We start from the raw sequence: 14,648 nt of genomic DNA on the forward strand, positions 1-14,648 counted from the left end.
TCCCACGCTGTGGGATGATGAGGCGAAAGGACATCACAGAGATGAACAGTCGAAGCGCTCGGATTGTGCTCACCGCCCTCGGCGTGACCTCAGCCATCGCATTATCAGCCTGCGCCAGCGCGGATCCTCTTGCTGAAGAAGGAGACGCCTCGTCCTCGTCAATGACAAATCAACCCATCGTTGTTGGCTCCCAGGACTACTACTCCAACGAAATCATCGCGGAAATCTACGCGCAGGCCCTGGAAAACGCCGGTTTCACCGTTGACCGGCAGATGCGCATCGGGCAGCGCGAAGTTTACCTGCCAGAGATTGAGGCCGGACGCGTCGACCTCTTTCCCGAGTACACCGGGCCGTTACTGAAGTATTGGAACGACGCGGCAACGGCAACGCTCAGCGACGACGTGTATGACGCTCTGGTCAATACCGCGTCCGAGGGACTGTACGTGTTGGATCAGGCTCCCGCGACCGATCAGGATTCCTACGTCGTGACGCAGAAGTTTGCCAAGCAGTGGAATCTGACGAGCATTGCTGACCTGGCACAGGTGACGACACCGCTGGTCATGGGTGCAAATTCCGAGGCAGAGAACCGTCCCAACGGTCCCAAAGGGTTGAAGAAAACGTATGGGGTCACCGCGTCGTTCACGCCGATTGAGGACTCCGGTGGCCCGCTGACCGTCAAAGCGCTCACCGACGATGAGATCCAGCTGGCGATTATCTACTCCTCCGACCCGTCGATCAGCGCAAACAAGCTGGTTACGCTGGAAGACACGAAGGGGCTCTTCCTCGCGTCACACGTGGTGCCGTTGGCTTCCATGAAAATTTCTAGCGAGGCCGCAGCCGTCATCAATTCGGTGTCTGCGAAGCTGACCTCCGAGGAACTTCTTGCTCTGAATTCCCGCAGCATCAGCGAGCAGTTGCCTGCGGGAACAATCGCTAAGGACTGGCTGGCTGCACAGGGGATGTGAGCGGGGCCTGGATATTCGGCGCTGCCAGGCTGTGGGGTTGCCTGGGCTTGATGCGCTTGCTCAGGGATGAACGAGGACGAGGCCTTTACAGGACGAGAACGTCACAGCGAATTCTTTCAGTGTGACGTTTCGGCGCGAATCGGGCGAATTTTGGCTCGCTCTGAGACGTTTGCGTAGCAGCGAATTGTTACGTTGTCACATATTCGACCAAGCAGTGTCTTACGCGAAGCAAACTTCCACCACTTTGCAGAATCAACGAGGACGAGGCGCCTCACCTGACCGCCGCAATGCGTTGCTCTAACTGCGCGGATGAGCTGTAGTTCTGTGGCGCGGTCTGCACTCTTTTACGAGAGATGACCGGAGCCAAAGCCGGGACTCTTCATACCAATATCGTCTAGGACGAATCCACCGAGCAATCCGAAAATGTTGCTGACCAGCCAACACGCTCCCGCGAGTTCGTATCCATGCGAACAAAGAATGAAAACCTATTGACTCGTAGTTACCCACAAGATATTGTGAGGTAAGGCTCACCTAGGGCCTAGGCAAGCGAGAGAAAGAAAAGACCATGTTGCTTGCACAATCGCAGAACAGTGGTGGCTTCGTCAGTGAGAGTTTGATACGTGCACATATGGCGATGGTCAGAGCTAGTCGACACGTGACTGATAGGTTCGATGGCCTACTGCTCAGGTACGACGGCTGGTTCTTAGTCCTCATGGCCGTTCTTCTCACAATCGCTTTTGTGGTAGCAACAGCTTTAGCCATCTGGTGCGTCACCATCCAGGGTAAGCGATTCACCGGAAGATGGGAATGGGGACAGTGGTACGTCTCGGTCTGGGCTGAATGCAAGTAACTACGGTGGAAGATTCTGGAATGATGACTACGGGCAACGAGGAACAAGCGCTCAACATACAGGGCTTATCTTTTGGATACACGAAAGCGCATGAAGTCATCAAGGATCTTTCACTTTCCGTCGGTTTTGGGAAAATCACCGGTCTGATCGGACCGAATGGATCGGGAAAGTCAACGCTCATACGCTTGGCCGGTGATCTTCTCAAACCGCGAGCAGGAGAGGTGAGCATCTGTGGCGCACCGAGTAACACTAAGGAAGCGAAGAATCAATCAATTCTTCTTGCATCAAATGACTACCTACCTGAATTCTTAACAGGCCTAGAGTATCTCCGGTTCATCCATCACATGTATGGAATGGAATGTGATGTTCATGAGGTTCAACGACTTTTCAGTCGCTACCAGATGGAGCATCGCTGGGATGATCTGATGGAGGACTACTCGCATGGGATGCGGAAGAAAGTTCAACTCATCGCTGCTTTGCTCGTTTCACGCCCGCTCACGATGATCGATGAGACTCCGAACGGAATAGACATTGAAGCTCTCATCAACTTTGAGATTGATATCCGTAACATGGCCCGAAAAAATCATGGTGTACTCCTGTGCACCCATGACTTCTCGATGCTGGAAAGGATCGCGGACTTCATCGTTCTCATGAGTCATGGAGAAATCCTCGTCCACGAAGAATCTCAAGCGCTAGTGCAAGCACATGGCTCTATAGATGCTTTCGTCAAGGCCCAGCTCTCTTAGCGGCAGGATCACCCCAGTGAATGGTAATACACTCAGGCTTGTTCGCTTTCTATTCCTGTTTTTCAGTCGTCGACTGTTTGTGCACAGCGCCATGCAAGCAAAATATTCCAAAGTGCTTCTATTGGCAGCTATCGCAGCATCCTACGCCGGATTCTGCGCACTCACCTTCATCGTTGTCAGCGGCATGGTGATCGATAGCGAGTCCACAACGCTCATCGCCCAAAGCATTTCCCTCACTGTAGGACTATGGGTCTTACTATTTTTCATCGTTATACGTGTTCTCTTCATGAAGGCAGATAAGCTCATTGAACTGACCCACACACTTCCGGTGACGAATAAACAACGAATCCTCGCGTATACAGTCTTCGAAGCAATCACCGTATTATCCTGCGTCGCATTAATGACAGGCCCGTTAACAATTTCGGTGACAATACATAGCGGTAGCGGAATATTTTCTGAAATCTGTCTAGGAATCATCGGCCAAGCAGTGGTTCTTTACCTCTTACTGGACATTCTCTATCTTAGCTTTGACAGATTACTCCAGATTCTTCATATAGCGAGATGGCGCAGCTTTCTCATTCCCTGCTTATTCGGAGCCATCTTCTTTGGCGCTTACGGATACGCCCAACGTGAGTCAACCAAATTCCTCAACGCATTCTATGAAGGTCACACCTACTACGGACACTCCCGACTTTATGTCCTCATCTATGACCGACTTGGATTCCCGGCCGCGGCAGGAGCTCTTCTTGTTTCGGTATCGGTTGCGATATTAATGATCCTCCTCGTTGCACCGAACCAACACTCACGCTGGAAATACTTCTTCAGAATCCCGCTTGGAAATTCTGCCAGTCTCTTCACTTTTCATCTAAGAGCCGTCGTACGTAGTGCAGAGTTCCTACTAGCAACAGCCTTGGTCATCGCCTTATCTGCGATCGTACTCGGGATACCTGGATACTACCCTCCCTACTGGTTGGCGATCATCTCCCTCCAGGCAGTCTATGCGATTCCCACCACCGAGGCCCTGCGCAAAACGTATCGACACCGATTAAGCCCCTCCCAATCGTATATCTATCTCGCTGCACCCTATATTTTAGCTGAATTAGCAATAGCCATTCCGGTATTAGCCATGAGCGCAATCAACGGACTCACCTTCGCAGAAGCAGGGAGGACAATCTTCATTTGCTTAGTTACACTTGTTGCGGCCCTCGCAATCAGTATCTTCTTTCCAGCAGAAAAACATCACCCATTTTCCGTCTTAATCGGGATGATGAGCGCCCTAGCGATTATACTCTTAATTGCTTTTACCATTTTAATTTGGCAAATTCCTGACACTATGACGATTTTCCTATGGATAGCCATTAGCGGAATATGTATATTTTACTCAGTGCTGGGTATTGGTTCAACACAAAGGAGAGAATACTATGCAGATCTTCAAGCACGTTCTTAAATCACTGACTTTAGCGTTCATCGCCACTGCCGCCCTTTCAGCGGCGACAGTCATTGCCTTAATGTTTACGAAAGGCAAAGAAATGGGTCATCATGTAGGACTTTTCGGGAGCTTGTTCTTCGACGCCCACGAAACCCAGACAGGATCTGTCATGGTCGGTGTTGGTGTCGAGAACACGTGGACACTTACTTTAGTCTTCCTCGCGATATTTATCGTATCCAATGTATTCTTCACTATTTTATCAGCATTACACGACAGGAAGAGATTCTTGGAACAACGTGCGGCGAATACAGTCGAGTGAAAGCATCGATGGTATGGAGTAACGTGAGACATGTGCTCTATGGATTCCTGAAAGCTTACACTTTCCTTTTGGTAGGGGGTGCACTCATTTCAGGAGGAATGCTTGCCACACCTATGTATTGGCACAACACCATGATATCGGATTTAGGTGTCGCTTTTACAAAACACCTTTATCTCGGTCTTGTGGCAGGGTTCCTCATACATGAAACAGCCCATGCAATCTTTATGTCTGTAACGATGCACAGTCTTCAGTGTATTCGCATCGAGTCAACCTTCGCACGGTTTTCACTTCATGCCGTCGGGAGTAGTACTGGGCGCGGTATTTTCCTTACAGCAGTAGGCGGTCCAATGAGCGCAGCTTTATTCGGAGTGTTGATGCACTTAACGCTTCCGAATTTCGACTTGCTTGGGTGGTACGTCATCCACTTATTTAATTTGCTTCCTTTATTTGGAGACGGCAAAGCGGCGATCTTCGGGATCAGACACTGGCGCTCTGTAGTTGATCTGGGCAAGTGATCCACCCAGCCATCTCACGATGGCTTAGCTCTGGCTGCCTTCAATTCCCGCAGCATCAGCGAGCAGTTGTCTGCGGGAACAATCGCCAAGGACTGGCTGGCCGCACAGGGGATGTGAGCGGGGCCTGGATATTCGGCGCTGCCGGGCTGCGGGGTTGCCTGGGCTTGATGCGCTTGCTCAGGACTCATAAGGCGCAGCCTCTTTGGGATCTACGAGGACGAGGCTCCTCACCTGACCGCCGCAATGCGTTGCTCTAACTGCGCGGATGAGCTGTCACTTCTTTTTGGATGCGCCGACCGTATGGACAACAGGCACACGCGGCTGCTCAAACCATGCACAATGGATCCATGTCTGACCCTCGTGAAGCCGCTGCGATGACGCTCTCGGCTGCTGAAGATTCATCCTCCCAGGAACCCGCTCATAAGGCGGAAACGGTTGATGCGCTTGACGCAGGACGAACAAAGGTTCAATCCGCGCTCGCCTTCGACGATCTGCTTCAGCAATACCGTGACCTGTCCGATTCGGAACGGATGAAAGGGAATCTCTTCGAGCAGCTGACTCGCCAGTATCTGCTGGGCGACGCGCAGATGCGTCGGGAGTTCGCCAGGGTCTACCTGTGGCGAGATTGGCCAGGGAACCGAGGATTGCCGGATACTGGCATCGATTTGGTCGCAACACTGAGGAACCCCGACGGTAGTGAAGCCGAAGACCAGGCCGTCGCCATCCAATGTAAGTTCTACGCGCCCGGGCACCGAATTCAGAAGAGTGACATTGACTCTTTCCTCTCTGAGTCAGGCAAGAGTGGCTATGTTGGACGGATCATCATTGAAACAACGGGCGAGGAGTGGTCATCGAACGCCCGTAACGCAATCGAAGATCAGCAGATCCCCGTTCAGACGATCGGCCTGACGGATTTCCGCAATTCCGATATTGACTGGGCGACGTATTCATTCCAGGCACCGGACTGTGCACCGGAGATGCTTGAACGCAAGCAACTGCGCTCGCACCAGCGCGCCGCGATTGACGATGTCTTCGCAGGATTCGAGACTCACGACCGTGGAACACTGGTTATGGCCTGCGGCACCGGGAAAACCTTTACATCACTGAAGATCGCGGAACGCCTGGCAGACGAGCAAGACGGACACGCTCAGGTTCTGTTTATGGTTCCGTCACTTGCATTGATGTCCCAAACCCTGGGTGAATGGGCGGCGGAATGCTCCATAGATTTCCACGCGTGGAGTGTGTGCTCCGACATTAAAGTCAATCGCAGGCGCGCCAGCCAGGATGACATCGCGGATATTTCCGTTACTGACTTGAAGATTCCCCCGACAACAGATCCGGGTAAGCTTGCTCGCTCTCTCGCTGCGGCCGATAGTTCGGAGGGGTTGCACGTTGTTTTCGCAACCTACCAGTCGATCGACACACTCATCGAAGCCCAGCAGATCGCCGGAGACACGTGGACAGACTTCGACCTGGTGATCTGCGATGAGGCACATCGCACGACGGGCGTAAAGATCAGTGGCGAGGACGAGTCGTCTTTCACGAAGATTCACAACAACGACCTGATTCGCGCGGACCGCAGGCTGTATATGACAGCAACTCCTCGCCTCTTTAAGTCCGAGGTCAAGGCTGCTGCAAAGGAACATGACGCGATCCTCACGTCGATGGATGACGAGGCCGTGTACGGTCCGGTCTTTCACAAGTTGGGTTTCGGTCAGGCGGTATCGTTGGGCCTTCTCACCGACTATAAGGTCGTTGTTCTGGCGGTTCCCGAAGACCAGATCTCGGGGATCTATCAGGACCAAATTGCTCAAGGTGGCGAGCTCAACCTGCCAGAACTGGCGAAGCTTGCGGGCGTCTGGAATGCACTGGCGAAACGCAAGAACGGCAGCTTCGATGTGTCCTATGGTGACGATCTAACCCCGATGCGTCGCGCCGTCGCGTTCGCGAAGGACATCAAGACGTCGAAGTGGGTGGCAAGCGAGTTCCCTGACCTTGTGCGTACGCATCTTCAGGACCTGTCGAACGACGAGGATTCGGACAACTTGGGTATCGAGGCCTATCACGTTGACGGAGGAATGAACGCCATCGTCCGTGGTGAGCGCCTGGATTGGCTCAAAGAGGAAGAAGTCACCCCCCCCCCAGCGCCTATTTGTCGCATCCTGACCAACGCCCGCTGTCTGTCTGAAGGAGTTGATGTTCCCTCCCTCGACGCGGTGATTTTCCTTAATCCCCGCAAGTCTCAGGTCGATGTCATTCAGGCCGTCGGCCGTGTCATGCGCAAGGCTCCGGGTAAGGAGTTCGGCTACGTTATTTTGCCGATCGCTATTCCGGCAGGTATTCCACCGGAGAATGCCCTGGCCGACAATGAACGGTACCGGGTGATCTGGCAAGTCCTTCAGGCCCTACGCGCACACGATGACCGCATCGACGCAACAGTCAATTCAATCCAGTACAACACCTCGGATCCCTCGTCCATCGTTGTTGACATTGCTGATTTCTCATCGAAGAAGCCCGCCGAGGATCACTTCAGTGGTGAAGCGCATGACCATGACGACCCGACCAGCAAAAACCCGACCGATCCGTTGCAGCCCCAGCCGATTCAGGGGCAGTTCATCTTCTCTCCCATCGAGTGGAAAGACGCTCTCTATTCGAAAATCGTTAAAAATGTCGGTGATCGGCTCTACTGGGACGATTGGTCGAAGGATATTGCAGACATCGCCACCCGGTACATTGCCCTCATCGACCGTCTGCTTGAAGATCCCGTGCACCAGGACGTCTTCGATCGCTTCGTCCGGTCGTTGCGACAGATCCTTAACCCGTCGATTGACGGTGCTCAGGCCGTTGAGATGCTCGCCCAGCACATCATCACGAAGCCGCTCTTTGACGCGATGTTTGACGACCAACAGTTCACCGCAAAGAACCCCGTGTCGCGTGCAATGCAGGCGGTATTGGATGTCATCGGATCGAATGAGATGTTTGTCCGTGAACGCCAGCCTCTGGAAGCTTTCTACACGACGATGGTCAACCGGATCCGGCAGATCGATTCGATTGCAGGGCGTCAGCAGATCATGGTCACGCTCTATGACAAATTCTTCGCCAAGGCTTTCCCTGATATGGCCAGCCGTCTAGGGATCGTCTTCACTCCGGTTGAAGTGGTTGACTACATTCTCCACTCAGCAAACGACGCATTGAAAAAGCACTTTGGTAAGACCCTGGGTGACCCGGGTGTTGAACTGCTCGAACCCTTCCTAGGCACAGGTACCTTTATTTCCCGTTTGCTCTCCTCTGGGATCATTCCTCCTGAGCAGTTGGAGCACAAGTATCGCAACGAGATCTTCGGTAACGAGATCGTTCTGCTCTCCTACTACATCGCCTCGATCAACATCGAGGCCGTGTACCGCCAGATCCGTTTAGCACAGGGATATTCCGACGAGTACGTGGAATTCACAGGTATCAGCCTGACAGACACATTCCAGCTCACCGAGGACCGCGATGTTATTCCGGGTGTTGGCTTCGACTTTGCAGAGAACATTGAACGCCTTCAGCGTCAACGTCAGGCGAACATTCGCGTCATTATTATGAATCCGCCGTATTCCGCGGGGCAGCGCTCGGCGAATGACAACAATCAGAACCTCAAATATCCACACCTGGACACGATGATCGAGCAGACCTACGTTGCTCGATCATCGGGGATAAACAAGAACTCGCTCTACGACTCGTATTTCCGCGCACTGCGCTGGGCAACCGAACGCATCGGTGATGAGGGGATCATCGCCTTCGTCTCGAATAACTCGTTCCTTGATGGAAATGCCGCCGACGGAGTGCGTCTGACCTTCCAAGATGAGTTCAGTGACATTTATCTGCTCAACCTTAAAGGGAACGCACGCACCCAGGGTAAACGGCGAAAACAAGAGGGAGGAGGAGTCTTTGCGGAAGGGGCGCGAACAGGAATTGCGATTACCCTCCTCATTAAAGATCCAACGCACGAAGGACCCGCGCGCATTCACTACGCGGAGGTCGACGACTACCTTACGCGAGAGGACAAACTTCGTGAGCTCGAAACCGCGCGCAGTATATCGGAAACATCATTCCGGCTACTCACACCCAACGAGCATGGGGACTGGTTGAGTCAGCGCGACGAGTCATTTGCAACATTCCAGGCGATTGCCGACAAAACAACAAAGGGAAAGAGTCAGACTCCAACGATTTTTATTCAATTCTCAAGGGGACTCGAGACCTCTCGCGACGCATGGTGCTATAACTTCTCCCACGACGATGTCATGGAGAATATGCAACGGATGATCGCGAACTACAACGCCGAAGTCGAGGCGGGGCACACGCGAGATTCCGCTTCAACGGACAGTACTCGCATTTCATGGAACGACAAGCTCTATGCAGATCTGAAGAAACGGAGACATCATTCGTTTGTTCCACAGGGGACTCGCCTTTCGCTCTACCGTCCTTTCACCCGCCATACAACTTACTTCGACCAACCTCTCAATAATCGCGTCTACCAGCTTCCGCATATCTTCCCAACTGAGCAGCATCCGAATCTCGCAATCACCTCTTCATTGGCGGGAAGTAAACCATTCATGCCCCTGATGGTTGACGTCCTACCAGACCTGCATCTCAATGGGGATGCACAGTGTTTCCCCCTCTACACATGGGAGAAAATCAATGACGGCTCCGAGCTCGCAAAAGCACTGAAGATCGGCGATATTCCAGGAACCGCAACTACCTCAGATTCCAATGCTTCAGGAAGCCAGCATGCGCTCGACATTCTTTCCGTCATGGAACAGGCAGATGAGGGCGACTCCGTCCTCGTCAATGAGAAGAACGCAACCCCACCCGCTTTCGATTTCAACCAACCCATCGCGGACCAAATCCCCGAAATTCTCAACGGTTACCGGCGGCGCGACAATATCACCGACGCAACTCTACTGGCGTACCGCGCGCACTACGCGGACGAACCGACCCCAGCGGGAGAAGAGATCACCAAGGAAGACATCTTCTTCTACGTGTACGCACTGCTCCACCACCCCTCCTACCGCGAGCGTTACGAGGCCGACCTGAAGAAGATGCTCCCGCGAATCCCCCGCGTCCCCGGGTTCTGGGAATTTGCCAATATCGGCCGCGAACTGGCCGCGCTGCACGTCAACTACGAGACCGTCGAACCCTACCCTCTGAGCGAGGAATGGTCTGTCGACGCTCCCGAGGACGAGTGGGCGCGCTACCGCGTAGAGAAACCAAAGTGGAAGACCAAGGTCGACCCGACGCGCTTCGTGTACAACGAGTTCCTCACCTTCAGCGGCATTCCCGCGAGCGTCAACGACTACCAGGTGGGCGGGCGGTCACCGCTCGAATGGGTCATCGACCGCTACAAGGTAACCGTCGACAAGAAATCGCAGATCCGCAACGATCCGAACGACTACTTCCGAGAGGTCGACAACCCGCATTATTTAGCGGACCTCATCAAGAGCCTCGTTACGGTGTCCTTGCGGACCACCGAACTCACTCAGGCACTACCCGAGCTCATCATCGAGGAGACCGATCGCCCTAGCGTGGATAAGCACTGACGCTCTGTAGTTGATCTGGGCAAGTGATCCACCCGGGCATCTCACGATGACTTAGCTCTGGCTGCCTTCAATTCCCGCAGCATCAGCGAGCTGACGCCTCAAGTTCCAGCGATCGCCCCAACACGAAGCGTCGTCGTCCGCCCAACAGCCCATTTCTCATTCATCGAGGCGGACGTGCCGCGTGTGCATACACACCACCTATCCCAGTTTTGTCCCGTCATTCCTCAATGAATAGATCCCAGTCTATGAGATCGACCTTTTCTTTATAACGCTTAGCCGGTATCCTCATCTCTCAATGAGACCAATGGGGGTAAGATTCATGAACTCAACTATTCTGACGCATATTTCTCGTGGCACAATCGCGGGAAGCACTGCGCTATCGCTCATGTTTGCCAGCGTTGGAGTTGCTTCAGCAAGCGCAAGTATTGCCGAAGAAGGACATCCGATTGTTGCGAAGAGTGCTGAAACCTTTCCTACTCCTTCGCCAGCAGATATACAATTGTATGGTACTTCTGACCCCGAAACCGTTTATCTATTAAATCAGATAAGTGAAGGATTTAAGGAGCAAGGCGAAAAAGGATTCTACCAAGAACTAGTAGTTAGCAATCCCTCACCTGGCGAAATTACGCCACAGAGCTGGAGCACCTTCGCTAGCTGCGTAGGAAATGGTCTAGCTGCGAGTTTTGGGATTGATATTCTCAAGCGCGCTTTTAATCATGAAGTACGAAATGCACTCAAGTCACGGCAGTGGAAAGTCGCATCATCCATCATATTCCGTAATCTCAATAAATATCTTGGGAAAAAGGCCGCTCAGATTATTATTAAAAAGATTGCTGCGAAAGTCCTGCCTGGTGGCTTACCAGGACAGATTGCTTGGCTAGTCGCAAAATGTGGCGTGAAGGAAATCTGGTGAACAACGTGCCACGAGGGAAGCAAAAAGAACCGAGCAATGTTCGCGCTTTGATTGTAACGGTTGCCATTCTCCTGCTGGTGCCGCTTCCATTGGCGTTATGTTTGGCAGGTACGGAATGGTTATTCCAGGGAGGTTCCGGAGTTCCAAAGGAGTTTGTCTTTTCATACTTATTCGGATTACTTACACTGCTTGCAACAATCATCGTCGTCAAACTAAGAGAACGATTCGGCAAGGACAAGAAGAAGTAATTCGCTCTCAATTTATTGGGTTTGGGGTTTTCACGCGCTTACCTCGAGCGGTGTCATCCCCGGTTGTGAGCACACAGGGTTCCAGACACACGGGGTTCCAGAGACGAGTTCGCGGATCTCGAGCCGCACAGGTGTAAGCCTCCTCACCACTCGAATCAGCCAATTCAGCGCCATATTCAGCTTTCGTATGACGACTTCGCCCTCGTCAACACAGACGTTGACCAAAACAGCCCAGTTCCTGAAACAATGGAGGCATGACGCTCTCCCCCGCATCCGCTGATCCACTGGCGCAGAAGAAACCCTGGTGGAAGTCGAAGCGCGCCTTTTCAGCCCCCGGCCCAGGAGGTGAAGTTCGCTTGTGGATGCGGGATGTCACCTGCGCGGACACGAACACGCGCGCACAGGTCTTGTCTCAGGTGACACGGGGTTTCCGCAGGGGGACTGTCACCGTCCTCGTTGATCAGACGGGAACACATGCCCGCGCACTTTTCAACACGATCACCGGGCTGACCACGCCGGAATCCGGAGATGTCCAATTCTCGAAGCCTCCACGCCCACAACGCAAGTCCGGGCGTACCGGTGCGATCACTCTGATCCTGGAGTCCACCCCCGTTGATGCTGCGCTCACCGTCAGTCAGAACACCTATTCGGCGTTGATGTCGGCTGGTATTGCTGCCGACCTCGACGCCGTGTCGGACGCGTGGTCACTCACCGGTCTTCGCGATCACCTCGACACCCACCCCCTCGCGCTCACTCAGGGTCAGCGAGTCAGCATGCACATCGCCCGCGGCCTGGCACTGAGTTCAGACATCTTCCTCATCGACTGGACAGCCTTTGACCCACTGTCGTGCGAGGAGCGACGCGCCCTCATCGATATGCTCCTCGCCGTGGCACGCCGGGGCGCAACGGTCGTTGTCTCAACGCGACAGCTGGCTGACTTTGATCGGGCTCACCGGGCGATCCTCCTGCTCAACGGCCACATTTATGCCGACGTTGCCCCGCCGGATATCGCGGTGTTCACCGCCCTGCTCGATGAGATCCCCGCCGATCCGACAACCTTCCTCGGTCCCATTCCCCAAGCGTCATCTCCCACCGATTCCCCTGAAACGGGCATCGACACGCAGGAAGAACACCTCGCAGAAACAACGCCGTCAGATCCCGTTGATGAACCGGCTACCAAGGACCGTCCCTTCCACTTCACAAAAGTCTCTGAGTTCGTTCCCAGCCCCGAAGAGCCTCTAAGTCCCGTCGACGGGTCCGTCCTCGCCCCCCAGGTTCCTCCAATTAACGAGGACGAGCAGCCGAATCCAACAGGCGACCCCGTGGATCACCTGGTCGATCAGGCGCGAAGGATCCTTTCCGACCTCCCCGGTTCCGTCATGCCTGACGAGTAACATCATCAGGAATTGACCCTCCACCTCGTAAGGATCAGGGCGTCAACACAAAAATTTTTCCCCACTCCAATGCAGATGATGCCACAACGTGAGAAACTGGGACGAACGCAAGAATGTCCTATCCCTATCCGACTTGGAAGTGAGCGCACTCGATGACTTCACCGTCTTCTCCCGCCGCGCCCAATGGTGAGCACACCTCCGCTCATCGCCCGGCGACCCAGATTTCGACCGAACCCGTCATCGAGAAACCGCAGTCCTTCGGTGACCTCGTTGCCTCCCTGTCTCACCAGATCTCAACGCTGGTCAACGGGGAAATCGAGCTGACAAAGCTCAAACTCAAGGCGAAAGTCACCAGCATCGGTATCGGTGGCGGTTTACTCGCAGGTGCCGCCGTTTTCGCGCTCTACCTGCTCGGATGGGTGTTCCACACGATTGAGGTGGCTATTGCGGTTGCCCTTCCCCAATGGGCTGCGGCGCTCATCGTCACCGGAATCATCCTCGTCATCATCCTCATCCTCGCTCTTCTTGGCGTGAAATCACTCAAGGAAAGCAAGAAACACCAGCCCAACCCAAAGGCTGGTATTGAAAAGAGCGTCGACGCAGTGAAGAAAGGACTGGAAAAGTAACAATGGCTCAGAACAAAGCCAGCAACGATTGGAACGCTCACGTCGCCGATCGCACGGAAGAACAGATCCAGGCCGAACTCGCCGCCACACGCGCAGAAATGTCGAAGACGGTGAATGAACTCTACGCTCGGGTTCAGCCCCAGTACATCGCCGCTCAAACGAAGGACGCAGCAATGTCCAAAGGCAAAGAAATCACAGAGACCGTTCAGCGAACCGTTAAGGACGCTCGCGCAGGCGACACCGATGCTCTGGTCAAAGTCGGGGCGGTTGCACTCGGTGTGACAACCGTCATCGCACTGATCGTTTTGAGGCGTCTACGTCGTCACTGACCTCAGGGATCCAAGCGCCGGGCGGAGAGGTACGAAGCGGGCACGTCTTTGACGTTCACGCCAGGAATCAGAGCCTCGGGGCGGGGTCTCATGACCTCGTCACTTGTGGTCCGCTGCGCGCTCCGATGCCCGGTGTGGCCTCACTGATCCGGCCGTTTCATCCGAGCCCGATTGCGTCCACGATCACCGGGGTCATGTGATTCACATTGACGTATCTTTCGCGTGTTCACGCGAGAAATCTCGCGCACGCCACGTCACGGGATCACCTGAAATCGCCTCGTCATATGGTTGGGTGAACAGCGACCCGCACCAATTAGGTATGATGGTCCCACGACACATCTTGAAAACCCAGGGCACCGCCTTTGAGCGGACCCGAAGAACGCGGAGGGGGTCGACGCCATGGGGCGCGGCCGTCAAAAGGCTAAGCAGACGAAGGTTGCCCGTAAGCTGAAGTATTTCAGCCCTGATACGGACTTGGACGCGCTTCAGCGTGAACTCGCCGGAGCCAGCACTCAATCCCCCGAATACAGTGACGACGAAGACGACGCGGAAGAGGATCTCTACGCCAAGTACGCGGACTTCGCCGAAGAGGATGACGACGACAGCGACGTCATCCTCGACGAAGAGTTCTGGACTGGGTCGAAGTAACCTGAGGTGACGGATCGTTCCGTCGCCTCCCACCCGTATTCATCCGCGTGCCACCGCGGTTGATTTCGCATGCTCATTTTGTCGCGC

General features: G+C 54.0%; 13 protein-coding genes. 12 read left to right on the plus strand and 1 reads right to left on the minus strand.

All coding sequences use genetic code 11. From position 1 onward, the window contains the following. The first annotated feature begins 41 nt into the window (after positions 1-41). The 5 genes from G7Y41_RS09015 to G7Y41_RS09035 all read left to right on the plus strand — a co-directional run bounded on the left by G7Y41_RS09015 (position 42) and on the right by G7Y41_RS09035 (position 4,824). Complete coding sequence (locus tag G7Y41_RS09015; protein ID WP_165316336.1) at positions 42-965, plus strand: ABC transporter substrate-binding protein; 924 nt, start codon at positions 42-44, stop codon at positions 963-965. An 870-nt stretch (positions 966-1,835) separates the two neighbouring features. Then, a complete protein-coding gene (locus G7Y41_RS09020; RefSeq protein WP_196819502.1) occupies positions 1,836-2,561 on the plus strand; it encodes an ATP-binding cassette domain-containing protein in 726 nt (241 codons plus the stop codon). A gap of 16 nt (positions 2,562-2,577) precedes the next feature. Beyond that, positions 2,578-4,008, plus strand: a complete 1,431-nt coding sequence (locus G7Y41_RS09025; RefSeq protein ID WP_165316337.1) for a hypothetical protein — start codon at positions 2,578-2,580, stop codon at positions 4,006-4,008. Continuing rightward, positions 3,983-4,309, plus strand: coding sequence for a hypothetical protein (locus G7Y41_RS09030; protein WP_165316338.1), 327 nt, complete (start codon positions 3,983-3,985; stop codon positions 4,307-4,309). The genes G7Y41_RS09025 and G7Y41_RS09030 overlap by 26 nt, the downstream gene beginning before the upstream one ends. After that, entirely contained in the window at positions 4,306-4,824 is a 519-nt protein-coding gene (locus tag G7Y41_RS09035; RefSeq protein ID WP_165316339.1) for a hypothetical protein, read from the plus strand. The genes G7Y41_RS09030 and G7Y41_RS09035 overlap by 4 nt, the downstream gene beginning before the upstream one ends. A gap of 14 nt (positions 4,825-4,838) precedes the next feature. Here G7Y41_RS09035 and G7Y41_RS09040 read toward each other — a convergent pair whose 3' ends face one another. Then, positions 4,839-5,012 (minus strand): hypothetical protein, encoded by a 174-nt coding sequence (locus tag G7Y41_RS09040; protein WP_165316340.1) that lies wholly within the window; start codon positions 5,010-5,012, stop codon positions 4,839-4,841. A 159-nt stretch (positions 5,013-5,171) separates the two neighbouring features. Here G7Y41_RS09040 and G7Y41_RS09045 point away from each other — a divergent pair, with 159 nt between their 5' ends. The 7 genes from G7Y41_RS09045 to G7Y41_RS09075 all read left to right on the plus strand — a co-directional run bounded on the left by G7Y41_RS09045 (position 5,172) and on the right by G7Y41_RS09075 (position 14,561). Beyond that, positions 5,172-10,403, plus strand: a complete 5,232-nt coding sequence (locus G7Y41_RS09045) for a DEAD/DEAH box helicase (RefSeq protein ID WP_165316341.1) — start codon at positions 5,172-5,174, stop codon at positions 10,401-10,403. Positions 10,404-10,722: 319 nt separating this feature from the next. After that, complete coding sequence (locus tag G7Y41_RS09050; RefSeq protein WP_165316342.1) at positions 10,723-11,316, plus strand: hypothetical protein; 594 nt, start codon at positions 10,723-10,725, stop codon at positions 11,314-11,316. Then, positions 11,313-11,564: a hypothetical protein gene (locus tag G7Y41_RS09055; protein ID WP_165316343.1), complete on the plus strand. Its 252-nt coding sequence runs from the start codon at positions 11,313-11,315 to the stop codon at positions 11,562-11,564. The genes G7Y41_RS09050 and G7Y41_RS09055 overlap by 4 nt, the downstream gene beginning before the upstream one ends. Before the next feature lie 254 nt (positions 11,565-11,818). Then, positions 11,819-12,958 carry an ATP-binding cassette domain-containing protein gene (locus tag G7Y41_RS09060; RefSeq protein WP_165316344.1) on the plus strand — a complete coding sequence of 380 codons (1,140 nt, stop codon included), beginning with the start codon at positions 11,819-11,821 and terminating at the stop codon, positions 12,956-12,958. Positions 12,959-13,110: 152 nt separating this feature from the next. After that, positions 13,111-13,584: a phage holin family protein gene (locus tag G7Y41_RS09065; protein ID WP_165216664.1), complete on the plus strand. Its 474-nt coding sequence runs from the start codon at positions 13,111-13,113 to the stop codon at positions 13,582-13,584. Between the two features lie 2 nt (positions 13,585-13,586). Then, a complete protein-coding gene (locus G7Y41_RS09070; RefSeq protein WP_165216666.1) occupies positions 13,587-13,913 on the plus strand; it encodes a DUF3618 domain-containing protein in 327 nt (108 codons plus the stop codon). 399 nt (positions 13,914-14,312) lie between these two features. Beyond that, the gene (locus G7Y41_RS09075; RefSeq protein WP_165216668.1) at positions 14,313-14,561 is read left to right on the plus strand and encodes a DUF3073 domain-containing protein; all 249 of its coding nucleotides are present in this window, start codon (positions 14,313-14,315) and stop codon (positions 14,559-14,561) included. Positions 14,562-14,648 lie beyond the last annotated feature (87 nt).

It is taken from the genome of Schaalia sp. ZJ405 (genome assembly GCF_011038885.2).
Taxonomy (GTDB): Bacteria; Actinomycetota; Actinomycetes; order Actinomycetales; family Actinomycetaceae; genus Pauljensenia.